This is a genomic window from Acinetobacter kookii, assembly GCF_900096895.1.
Classification (GTDB): Bacteria; Pseudomonadota; Gammaproteobacteria; order Pseudomonadales; family Moraxellaceae; genus Acinetobacter; species Acinetobacter kookii.
Map to the genome: position 1 here is coordinate 89,021 of NZ_FMYO01000009.1, position 12,263 is coordinate 101,283.

Below are 12,263 nucleotides of genomic sequence, written 5' to 3' on the forward strand. Positions count from 1 at the left end.
CTATCTATCCAATTCTACATTAGATATCATTCAATGAGTGCGAAAAGGTAGGCTGCAATGAAAATTTTTGTCATAAGTATTGAAGATGAAAAATCACCCCGGTTAAAGAAATTTTTAGCTCAAGATTTTTTTGAAAAGGGTCAAGTACGTGTGACTAAAATTGGGATTAAGGGCGGGGATCTTTCTGCAAAAGAATATTTTGAGTTGGGTGTTAAAGGTCGATCTAAACCTCTTTCACCGAGTATGGTGGGCTGTACCCTTTCACATTTAGCAGCATTAAAAGAATTTTTAACAACAGATGATCAATATGCTTTAGTAATGGAAGATGATGCTATTCTTCCGTATGATTTAACGATTGAAAAATTATCAGCAGAATTAACTTCGCTGAACTTACCTAAAAATACTTTGTTCAGTATAGGGGGCATTCGTATGAAAGAATGTCAAAAAGTTCGCGGAGATATTTTAGATCAAGAGTTTTTATCTCAGAAAATTTTAAAAGTATCGCCAGATTTTTATCAGCGAATTTGTTATGCTGTTGCCTATATTGTTGATCGGGAAATTGCACAGACATTGATTGATTATCATCGTCCTTTACGAGCTGCAGATGACTGGCGATATTTAACTGATTTCAATGAATCAGCCTCAATTTGGATGACAGCAATTGTCGATCACCCAATCATTACTGCAGGGGAGCAGAACTCACAGCTTAGCTCAATTGAACAGGAAAGGGTAAGGATGAACAGCTCGGATGTGTTGGTAAGTCGTTATGGAACTAGTCTAAGATATAATTTATTAAAATTTTTCTATAAAAAATACCCTAAATAAAATTTGTAAATAAATGAAAAAGTATTTAATTAGTATTGAAACTGTTGATAGCCAGCGTTTAAATAATCTTTTTGAACAAAGTATTTTTAAAAGCTATAAAGATGAATTTACAAAAGTAGGAGTACGCGGAATTGATTTACCAATATTAGAATATTACAAGATGGGTGTTGCAAGGCAAATAGAACCTTTAAGTCCTGGCGAGCTTGGATGTACTTTATCACATGTTAAATCCTTGAGAGATTTTATAAATTCGAACGAAAAATATGCATTGATAATTGAAGATGACATAATTCAAATAAATCATTTTGATTTGAATTCTTTGGAAGAACAGATAGAAAAACTAAATCTATCCGAATGCTTCTTATTCAGTCTTTGTGGTATTCAATTGAAAATAAACAATCAAGTTAGAGGGATTAAATTAGAAAAATTAATATGTGGAAAACACATTTTGAAATTGCATCCTTATTATATCTCAAAATTTTCATATGCTTGCGCTTATATTGTTGATAAGTCAATGGCAAAGTTATTAGTTGATTATCATGAAATTCCTCATATCTATGATCACTGGGGAGGGTTAAGGTATTTAAGTAAAAATTATAATTTTTATGCAACACATTTATTTGAGCATCCAGAAATAACCGGAAATTATTTGTATCAAAGCTCTTTAGAGTCTGAACGATTGTTTAAAGGTTTTAAACCAAAATTTAAAAAGAATAAATTAAATAAATTTCTTGATTCATTAATAAAATTTATATTAAAAAAAACTAATTCTACATATTATTAAGTAGTTAGTAATGAATTAAATTTAATGTTTTATAAAGTAAAAGTAGTTGCAAAAAACTGATCAAAATTAGAAAATTGATTGGTTTTTAAAATTTAATCAAGGTTCAGTTTTCCGCTTTTTAATAGCTTTCAAGATCATATAAATCAAGCCAACAAAAATTACGAAAGCACCAGCAATGCTACTTACGCAAAAATATAGAATACGCTCTTTGGCGAGCGCAAAAAAAATTATTCGCCAAAATGTACCGCATGAAAAGCTATTTTACGATAGAAAATGCAATCAACATAATACCACGATTACGAACAGCGGGATGCATAGTCATAGCTTGCTTAACTCAATCCTAGAATGTTATTAGTGATTACTAATCTCAATTTATTCCATTATAGTGGTCTAATCATCTAATTTAATGTAAAGAGAAATACACGTTTAAATTTTATAAGGATTGACGTTTCCATAACAGTTTCTAAACCGTTTATAAGACCAAACATATTGCTCAGGCGCAACATTAATCATGCTTTCAAGATTTTGATTAAGGCTATCAACTGAAGTCTGTAAATCATTCGACAAGATGTCATCTGTCAAAACTGAACAGTGGACACTGAAACCGGAAATTTCATCCCGTATACAACTAAGCCCAATGATATTGCATTGAGTTTTATTGGCCAGTTTTGACACCAGTGTCGTCGATAAGGTATTTTGCCTAAAGAAGTTTGAATAGATACCACCGGATGCTTTAGGAAGATGATCTGGCAAAATGACTGTCAGTCCACCTTGCTTGAGGTGCTTAAAGATTGCACGCACACCATTTTCATCTGTCGGGACGAGAGTTGCATTTAATCGTTGTCTTGCTTCCCACATAAAACGATTCACAGCTTTGTTTTTGTTGGGTTTATACATAATCATGGGAGAAGTATGCAGATTCAGCCATGCATTTAAAAGTTCCCAACAGCCAAAATGGGCAACCACCACAATTACGCCTTTGCTATTGGCTAAGGCTTGAGTAAGGTGCTGTTCACCATAAATATTTTTTAGCTGATTCAAACTATATTCAGGCGACATACCCCAGCATTTAATGGATTCCACATAAGTCATACATTGGCTAATTAAGCTTTTTCTGATCAGAGTTTTTTGTTGTGATGCGTTCAATTCTGGATAAGCCAATTGTAGATTGATCCGCGTAATCCGCTTCATAGAGGAATTATGACTATTAAGGAGAAGGGCGATCCAAAAAGCAATGAATTGCAAAACCGAAAGTGGCAGCAGGGCAACAACTTTAAATAGAAAATACATGACAGCGCAACTCTAAAAAACCAAAAATAGAGAATGAAAAGAAAATTTTGGAAAGAGTTTTATCGCATCAATGATGCTGCGCCGTTTCTAAACTACAGAGTAGGAGTTAAAAGTCTTGAGAACAAAATAAAGAAAACACAAATTACAGAAACCACTGAAGTTCATGGTGGTATTCAGTGGATTAATAAAATAAGTTATTGAGGTTTATCGGCATTGCCTTTTAAAACCATATAAATCAAGCCGACAAAAATAAGCAAGGCCCCACCTAGACTACTTACACAAAAATAAAGAATGCGTTCATTGGTATCCATGTTAAATAAGCCATTGGCCAGGATATAACGCATAAATAGCCACTGCACAACAGAAAACACAATCAACATAATGCCACGATTACGAATAGCGGGACGCATAGCCATAGCTTGCTTAACTCAATAATAGAAAAACAGCATTATTATGCCATTACCAGAAACCAATCTCAATTTAATAAAAAACCCTGCCTGAGCAGGGTTTTGGTCACTGTACTAGAAAAACATTAAACTTCTTGTTTAGTTTCAGCTTTTGGTTTTTCACGTAAGCGAATACCCAAATCACGTAATTGATTGCCTTCAACTGGAGCAGGAGCTTGAGTCAACGGACATTCAGCAGTCTTGGTTTTCGGGAATGCAATCACGTCACGGATTGAAGATGAACCTGTCATCAGCATGACAAGACGGTCCAGACCGAATGCCAAACCACCATGCGGAGGTGCACCGAATTTCAATGCATTGAGCAAGAAGCTGAATTTCTCTTCTGCTTCTTCTTCAGAAATGCCAAGCGCTTCAAAGATCGCTTTTTGCATTTCGAGCGTATAGATACGAAGTGAACCACCACCAATTTCAGTACCGTTCAATACCATATCATAAGCCACAGACAATGCTTGACCTGGATTGTTCTTCACTTCTTCTACACTTGATTTTGGTAGTGTGAACGGGTGGTGAACAGAAGTCCATTTGCCATCATCAGTTTCTTCGAACATCGGGAAGTCAACAACCCAAAGCGGAGCCCACTCGCAAGTCGCCATGTTCATGTCATGACCAATCTTGATACGCAAAGCGCCCATTGCATCATTTACAACTTTGGCTTTGTCCGCACCGAAGAACACGATATCGCCATTCTCAGCACCAACACGTTTCAACAGATCAAGTACGATTGGCTCGATAAATTTCACGATTGGGGATTGAAGGCCTTCAATGCCTTTTTCAAGTTCGTTGACTTTAATGTAAGCCAAACCTTTGGCACCGTAGATACCCACGAATTTCGTGTATTCATCGATCTGGCTACGTGGAAGAGAACCTGCACCCGGTACGCGAAGTGCAACGATACGGCCTTTAGGATCTTTGGCAGGACCTGCGAATACTTTGAATTCAACGTCTTGCATCATGTCTGCAACGTCAACGAGTTTCAAAGGAATACGCAAGTCTGGTTTGTCAGATGCATAATCACGCATTGCATCTGCATAGGTCATGCGCTGGAATTTGTCGAATTTTACGTCCAGAAGTTCATCGAACATCTTGACCGTTAAACGTTCCATTAAATCCATGATATCATCGTCACTCATGAACGATGTTTCAACGTCGATCTGGGTGAATTCAGGCTGACGATCCGCACGTAAGTCTTCATCACGGAAACATTTCGCAATTTGATAGTAACGATCAATACCACCCACCATCAACAACTGCTTGAATAGCTGTGGAGATTGTGGAAGTGCGTAGAAGCTACCGTTAGAAACACGACTTGGAACTAAATAGTCACGTGCACCTTCAGGTGTCGCACGGGTCAAGATCGGCGTTTCAACGTCTAAGAAACCATTTTCTTCGAAGTAGTTACGAATCAGGTTTGTCAATTTAGAACGGAAACGCAGGCGATCTAACATTTCTGGACGGCGAATATCTAGAAAGCGATATTTCAAACGGATTTCTTCAGAAATGTTGGTGTTTTCGTCATTCAATGGGAAAGGAGGAGTTTCTGAAGTAGCAAGAACTTCGATGTCTTTTGCTAAAACTTCGATTTGACCACTCACCATGTTGGCATTTTCTGTGCCTTCATAACGGCGACGTACACGACCTGTGATTTTTAATACGAATTCAGAACGTGCCTTGTCAGCAGTTGAGAATGCTTCTGGAGTATCCGGGTCAATAACCACCTGAACCAGACCGTCACGGTCACGCATGTCCAGGAAGATAACACCACCGTGGTCACGGCGACGGTGAACCCAACCGCATAATGTTACGGTTTGGTCAATTTGGGCTTCAGTTAATGAGCCGCAGTAATGAGTTCGCATCATAGCGTAAAAAATCCAACTATATGGGTTAAGGTCAGCGTATACGTAAACAGCGTACCGCTTTTTTCGAGTGTTGAATTATGCCTCTTTATCAATTTCCTCACAAGGATTCACATTGTTAAATTCTCCCCCACTGACTTTCTGCAAACGATTTGAGGATTCATGTTGGAGATTTTTTAGGATTAGAGACATTAAAGTAAATATTACAAGATAATAAAGTATAGTTTGACGTGGAGCATAAAAATAAAAGTCAGTTAAGCCACAGATAATGATATAAACAATAAAAGAAATCCCTGCACAGCATAGAAGTCTTATCTCTTCATTGTTCGAATTTTTTCTGAGCGATTGTATAAAAAACTGAAGAGGAAGGAGCAGCAGAGTTAATAAAGCTAAAATTCCTAACAGTCCCTGTGTCGCTAGAATTTGAAAGAAAATATTATGGGCATGTATTGTACATTCTCCAATTTTTCCTTGTCGGTTTAATTCACATATATCTTCTTTAAACTGTACAATTCCGATTCCAGTAAGCGGGGCTTCTTTGAATTTTTCTAGAGAAAGTTCCCAAAGGGATAATCGAGTACCCACACTGGTATTATAATTCTGATTGTGTACAATATTATACTCATCTGATTTAAGTGCTTGTAGTCTCGTTTGTATTGGATTGTTAGGTATCATCAGGACTATTGCTATTAATAGTAAACTTACACCAAAAATTGTTAGAATTTTTAAAAAATTTTTCTTGTAAAAAATAATAAAAACTATAAGAAATATAATTGGTATACCTAGCCATGCACCTCTCGTGCCATGAAGACAAATTAATAAAATATTAATCAAGCTTAAAAATATAAAAATATACGCTGTTTTATTTTTTTTATAGAATCCATAACAGAATGTTAATAAACTGATAGCTATTAAAGAATAATCATAAAGAATGACAGGATTAAGTTCTTTGGCAATTAAATCTCTATCGAAATTAGAACTTAAATTTATATAAATATTAAATGGAATTGATATTAGCACAGTGATATTAATTATTTTAAAGAAAACTTCACTGCAGAATTTTGTATTTAAGATTAGGGCCGGTAAAAAAAGAAAAAATAGTGTGTATATAAATTGGAATTTATATAGCTCAGAGGTGTGCGAAAACCATGCTAATTGGTTGCTGGGAATAATATTTTTATTTATTATAATTTCATTTAAACTAATAAATAAAAATGGGGTAATTGTAATTAAAATAAAATATAGGTTGGTGTGAATTTTAATTTTTTTTGTAAAAAAAAATAAGATTGCTAAAAATGCAAAAAATTTAAGTAAAGATCTGTCAGATCCATCATTTATTGTTAAATTAAAGAAAAAAATTAAATAAATAGCTGTAGTGAAAAAATATATAAAATTTTCAGAATCAAAAAATTTAGAGTGAAACATCGTATGATTTTAGTTAAAAAAAAATATTTTAACTGTTTTCTAATCTAATTCAATCATTTGTTTTTTTATTTGGATTTTTTAATAAAAATTTATTTAATTCAATTAGTTGTTTTTTATTTTGGAATACAGGGTAGAGCATGATTTAGCTTATGATAAATGAGGTATGGTTGTGCTGAAAAGTACTGCAAGTACAATACCTATAAAGAATTTAATAGTGGAGTAAAAATTTTAAATGCCTAAATCATATTGGATTACGGGGAAAGTAAATAAATTTTTGATATAGACGATACTGTAGACTGTAAAAACTAGTCTAATCTATAAGGTTGGATGGTCAGTGAGCTCCCATAAATGTTGGATATTAGAATTTTCCTAAGTAGATAATCGCTATAAATCTGTAGCATTGTACCAATCACAACTACCACAAGAGATAAAGTAAAAAGCATCTATTTAAAAGCGTACCTTGTTCCAACGTATGATTCACCTCATCAATATGCATCAACTGGCACTCCATGCTTTACATCGCACCTTAATAAAAGTGCAACAGAGCCAATATTTATGGATTGAGTCAACCACACTACCTGTCTGTAAAAATCAATGGATTCAACGCCATAGATCATTAACCAACATCGTATCTCGAGGTAACAGCTCAATGCACTGGTTTTTTGGTTGTAAGCTGCATGTCATCATGAGTCAGTCAGGCGAGATTGTCCGTACAGCTTTATCGAATGGGCATACAAAGTGGCTATTAACATGGTTGAATAGCTCGTTAATGGTTTACAAGCAAAACTCTATGCAGATCATGGCTATATCAGCCAAGACGTAAAAAATAGATTAAAGAATCAAGGTATTAATTTAATCACCTATCATTGAAAGAACATGAAGTCTGTTCAACTGTCTGTATCAGATAAATATCACTTAAAACAGTGTAATAAAATAGGAACGTTATTTAGCCTATTGAAAGGCAATACTATTTAGTGACGAGTAAAGCCCGGAGTATTTCAGGCTTCTTAAGTGGAATCTATGCTTCGTTATGTGCATACCAATTGAATCATCGAAATAAGCCTGCAATTCAAATTATGGAATTGTCGTTTTAAACAGAATTCAGCTTTTATTAGGAAAGCACTACAGTTTAGTCTAAGTATGTGGAAGAAATGTTTTATTGCAAAAAAAATGAAATGTTATATTATAACAATATTCAGAAATTGCAGTCTTGAGTCCGTTCCATGCTTCTTCATAAGAATTTAATTACACTTTCTATTTTTGCCGTCATTGCACCTGCTGTTTTTGCTGATGAAGAGCGTCAAACTCAACAACTCTCCACCATCAAATTGCAGGCACATCCCTTGGTACAGTCGGCTGCAGATTTTGCAGTTGCCGATCAAGTGATTGATCATAAAAAGCTTGCCGAAGGTGGTACGACTATTGGTGATGCTTTGGCTGGTGAGCTGGGGGTATCTTCAAACCAGTATGGTTCAGGTTCCAGCCGGCCGGTGATTCGTGGTCAGGACGGTCCGCGAGTGAAAATCTTGCAACATGCCTCTGAAACAGCGGATGTTTCTACGCTTTCACCAGACCATGCCGTCACTGTTGATCCGATTCTGGCAAAACAGGTCGAGATTATTCGTGGACCATCCACCTTGCTCTATGGCACTGGAGCAGTGGGTGGACTGGTCAATGTCACGGATCAAAAGATTCCCACACAAATGCCTGAAGATGGCTTAGAAGGCACAGCAGGCCTACGTTATAACTCAGGCAGTGATGAAAAATTAGCGAGTGCTGGTTTAACAGCGGGTATTGGTGAAAATTTTGCTTTACGTGTAGAAGGTTCAAAACGTAAAGCCAATGACTATTTTGCGCCGGATTATTTTCATGAACATGAAGGGGAATTAGAAAAAGAACGCCGAGTCGCGAATACTTTTGCTGAAAGCCAGGCCGTGAATATTGGTGGTTCATGGATTCATGATCGTGGCTTTGTCGGTTTATCCTATAGCAACCGACAGGATGAATATGGTCTGCCGGGGCATAGCCATGAATATCATGGTTGTGTACTGCATGGCGATCATTTTCACGGTTGTCCAGAGCCAGATCCAAATGCACCAGCACATGAAGAAGAACATGGCGGACCATGGGTAGATTTAAAATCTGAGCGTTATGAGGTGCGTACCGAGCTGGAACAGCCTTTTGCCGGTTTCGAGAAACTGCGTGCCCATGCCAGCTTTACCGATTATGAGCATGATGAACTTGAAGAAAGTGAAGTCATCAGTAACTTCAAGAGTAAAGGTTATGATGGCCGTTTGGAGCTGGTACATGTGCCTGTCGCTGGCTGGGAAGGCGTGATTGGAACGCAGTATAGTCAGCAAAAGATTGATCTTGCTGCGTCCGAGCATGACGAACATGAAGAGGGCGATGAAAATGATGCAGAGCATCATGTCCATGGTTCAAGTGTGGTGATGCCGAACACAAAAACTGAAAAATACAGTCTGTTTGCCTTGGAGCATAAGCAGCTGGGTGATGTACATGTGGAGCTAGGTGCGCGTGTTGAACATCAGAAAATTGCAGTAGAGTCTGAGCAAAAAGATTATTCAGGCACAGGTGTATCGGCTTCTGCAGCTGCAAACTGGGAATTTGCACCAAACTATAAACTGTCATTGGTGAGTTCACATCAGCAGCGTTTACCGCTCGCTCAGGAACTCTATGCAGATGGCATGCATTTTGCCACGAATACTTATGAAGTCGGTAATCCCGATCTGGATAAGGAGCGCTCCAACAATCTGGAACTGGGCCTGCATTATGAAGGCGATAAACTCGACTATCACGTGCATATTTATCATAACTGGTTTAATGATTATATTTATGGGGCTACGGTTGCAGAACAAGGCAACTTACGTGGTATCAACTACACCCAAGACAAAGCCACATTCTATGGTACAGAAGCACAAGCCGGTTATCAGATCAATGACATGTATAAGCTCAGTGTGTTTGGCGACTATGTCCGCGGCAAAATTGACGGTGAAAATGCACCCCGTGTTCCGGCAGGCCGTCTAGGGAGCAAAGTGGATGCAAGTTTTGATGACCACTGGTCCGGTCTGGCTGAGTTTTACCATGTCTTTAAGCAAGACAAAATTGCCAGCTATGAACAGGAAACCAACGGCTACAACATGCTGAATCTGGGGCTGTCTTATGCGGGCCAGATGAAAGATCGTAATGATTACCGTGTCTACTTTAAAGCCAATAACCTGCTGGATGATCAAGTCTATTCACACGCTTCATTCCTGTCGAATATTCCGCAGGTGGGACGCAACTTTACTGTTGGTCTGGAATTCGATTTCTAGACAAAAGTGATCCCGGGAGGGGTTGATTCAAGCAGGTGAAACAGAAATCCTCTTGATAAATCAAGCAATAAAACCTAGTCTGATGACATTGGACTAGGTTTTTTGTTATGCGTATTTTTCAACGAATTCATCAGAAACTGAATTGGTCACGCCGTCGTTATGTCAGCGTGATCGTCGGTTTGCTGGCTTTGGGATATCTCTCATCGGCCATTTATCATACTTATAAACCTTTGCCTGAAGGCCTGAATTTTACCGGTAAGTTACGTCATGCCGAGGTGAAGTTTATTGCTGATCAAACCTATCTGGATGCAACTGGAAAACAGCAGCAAGACCATCATATTTTTAATGAAATGTTAAAGTTGATTGATGAAGCGCAAACCACCATTGTACTGGACATGTTCTTGTTCAATAGCGAAGTGGGCGAATCGACACGAGCGCATCAGACATTGGCACAACAACTTACGAATGCCTTGATTTTAAAACGCGGTGTGCAGCCAAATATTGAAATCAGGGTCATTACCGACCCGATTAATTCCGTCTATGGGGGGCTTGCACCCGAGCATTACCGTCAGTTACGCAATGCAGGCATTGACGTGATTGAAACGGATTTACGCCCACTGCGTGCATCCAATCCCTTATGGTCTGGCTTCTGGTATCTCTGTTGTCAGGATGCCGGCAATAATCCTGAAAAAGGCTGGCTCGCCAATCCGTTTGGTCAGCAGAAAATTACCCTGCGCAGTTATTTTAATTTGTTTAATTTTAGAGCCAATCACCGTAAAACCGTGGTGGTCGATACGGCTCAGGGCTGGAAAGCCTTGGTGACTTCAGCCAATCCGCATGATGGCAGTTCTCGTCATTCCAATGTGGCCTTGCTGGTAACGGGCAATACCGCCATTGATGTATTGAAGACCGAGCAAGCTGTGGGCCGGATGTCCAAAGCTGACATTCCAATGGTCATTATTGGTGAGTTTGAGGGGGATCGGTCTTTACCCCAGGTTCAGGTGCTGACTGAAAAAGCGATTTACGATGCAACACTCAAACTGATTGAAACGGCCAAGTCCAAAGAGCGGATTGATTTGGCCATGTTCTATTTGTCTGAACGGCATATTGTCAAAGCCTTGATTGCTGCACATGAGCGTGGGGTAAAAGTCCGTGTATTGCTCGATCCGAATAAGGACGCATTTGGGCGTAAGAAAAATGGGATTCCTAACCGGCAAGTGGCTTCTGAATTAAATGCTGCCGGTGTGCCGGTGCGTTGGTGTAATACTCGGGGTGAACAATGTCATAGCAAGATGATTACTAAATCAAATGCACAGCAATCTGAAATGATTTTGGGTTCAGCCAATTTTACTGTACGAAACATTAAAAACTATAATCTGGAAACCAATTTACGCGTGGTCGGTTCATTGCAAGCACCGGTGTTTACCGATGCTCAGGCTTATTTTGATACGGCTTGGTCGAATCTGGATGGTAAAAACATGAGTGTGGATTACAGTCAATACGCAGATGAATCGAAACTGAAATATGGAATTTACCGTTTTATGGAATGGAGCGGATTGTCGACGTTTTAAATAATCTCCCTAAGTCCCTCTTTGAAAAAGAGGGACTTTCCTCCCTTTATAAAGGGAGGTCAGGAGGGATTTTAGCGCATTACACACTTTTTTATTGTTGCGGATTAGGCGGCACCATCTGATCCAAATCTTTGTCAGAGATTTTATCCAGCTCTTTTATATCCGTTTTAATTTTCCACTGGCTTTCATCTTCAACCGGCTGCGGTAAACGTGCTTCTAGCCAGTCACAGACCACATCGGGCGGAAAATCGGGATGATTGCACTGAATGACCCAAGCCAAAAAGTCTTTGGCTTCACCATTCATATAAGGTGGCGGAGAAACCGGTAAAAACTGTGTCGGTAAACGTTCATTCTTGGAAATGTAATTCAGCACATGACCCAGTTCCTGTACGGTTTGCCATGCCAGAGGGTGTTCCACATTGATTTGAAATTTGAACCACCAGGCATGTTGACCATCTGAACCATAGGCATTAATTAAAGATTCTTGAATACTTGGAACCTTGCAAAAGAATTGATGTAGGCGGTCAAAACTTAAATCAGACACTCTGTTTGATCCCATAATAAAAAACGGCATTTTAGCATACTCATCATTTGAGCCGGGATGTGTCTGCAGAGAAAATCCGTGAAATATTTCATTTACAAAACTTTGCATTTGCTGTTTTTTTATTCATTTTTTATCCTAAACTGGGGATTAAAATAAGCTTTATAAAGTAGGT

General features: G+C 38.3%; 9 protein-coding genes and 2 pseudogenes. 5 read left to right on the forward strand and 6 right to left on the reverse strand.

All coding sequences use genetic code 11. The features are described from left to right. Window positions 1-57 precede the first annotated feature (57 nt). The gene (locus BLP85_RS12090) at window positions 58-825 is read left to right on the forward strand and encodes a glycosyltransferase family 25 protein (RefSeq protein WP_092820329.1); all 768 of its coding nucleotides are present in this window, start codon (window positions 58-60) and stop codon (window positions 823-825) included. A 13-nt stretch (window positions 826-838) separates the two neighbouring features. After that, window positions 839-1,609 carry a glycosyltransferase family 25 protein gene (locus BLP85_RS12095; RefSeq protein ID WP_092820330.1) on the forward strand — a complete coding sequence of 257 codons (771 nt, stop codon included), beginning with the start codon at window positions 839-841 and terminating at the stop codon, window positions 1,607-1,609. A gap of 96 nt (window positions 1,610-1,705) precedes the next feature. On the opposite strand, the pseudogene BLP85_RS15085 reads toward BLP85_RS12095, so the two are convergent. The 5 genes and pseudogenes from BLP85_RS15085 to BLP85_RS12120 all read right to left on the reverse strand — a co-directional run bounded on the left by BLP85_RS15085 (window position 1,706) and on the right by BLP85_RS12120 (window position 6,644). After that, a pseudogene (locus tag BLP85_RS15085) lies at window positions 1,706-1,931 on the reverse strand (hypothetical protein). Window positions 1,932-2,035: 104 nt separating this feature from the next. Next, entirely contained in the window at window positions 2,036-2,899 is an 864-nt protein-coding gene (locus tag BLP85_RS12105) for a lysophospholipid acyltransferase family protein (protein ID WP_092820331.1), read from the reverse strand. Between the two features lie 194 nt (window positions 2,900-3,093). Further along, on the reverse strand, window positions 3,094-3,315 hold the full coding sequence (locus BLP85_RS12110; RefSeq protein ID WP_092820332.1) for a hypothetical protein: 222 nt from the start codon (window positions 3,313-3,315) through the stop codon (window positions 3,094-3,096). A gap of 116 nt (window positions 3,316-3,431) precedes the next feature. Further along, window positions 3,432-5,222 (reverse strand): aspartate--tRNA ligase, encoded by a 1,791-nt coding sequence (gene aspS / locus BLP85_RS12115; RefSeq protein ID WP_092820333.1) that lies wholly within the window; start codon window positions 5,220-5,222, stop codon window positions 3,432-3,434. 75 nt (window positions 5,223-5,297) lie between these two features. Then, window positions 5,298-6,644: an O-antigen ligase family protein gene (locus BLP85_RS12120; RefSeq protein ID WP_092820334.1), complete on the reverse strand. Its 1,347-nt coding sequence runs from the start codon at window positions 6,642-6,644 to the stop codon at window positions 5,298-5,300. A 434-nt stretch (window positions 6,645-7,078) separates the two neighbouring features. Between BLP85_RS12120 and BLP85_RS12125 the strand changes: the two are divergent. The 3 genes and pseudogenes from BLP85_RS12125 to BLP85_RS12135 form a co-directional block, all read left to right on the forward strand. Beyond that, a pseudogene (locus BLP85_RS12125) lies at window positions 7,079-7,738 on the forward strand (IS982 family transposase); the annotation flags it as partial. 129 nt (window positions 7,739-7,867) lie between these two features. After that, window positions 7,868-9,976, forward strand: coding sequence for a zinc piracy TonB-dependent receptor ZnuD (gene znuD / locus BLP85_RS12130; RefSeq protein WP_092820335.1), 2,109 nt, complete (start codon window positions 7,868-7,870; stop codon window positions 9,974-9,976). Between the two features lie 107 nt (window positions 9,977-10,083). Next, a complete protein-coding gene (locus tag BLP85_RS12135) occupies window positions 10,084-11,547 on the forward strand; it encodes a phospholipase D family protein (RefSeq protein WP_092820336.1) in 1,464 nt (487 codons plus the stop codon). Between the two features lie 91 nt (window positions 11,548-11,638). Here the strand turns inward: BLP85_RS12135 and BLP85_RS12140 are convergent, their stop codons facing one another. Next, entirely contained in the window at window positions 11,639-12,091 is a 453-nt protein-coding gene (locus BLP85_RS12140) for a hypothetical protein (protein WP_092820356.1), read from the reverse strand. Window positions 12,092-12,263: the final 172 nt, after the last annotated feature.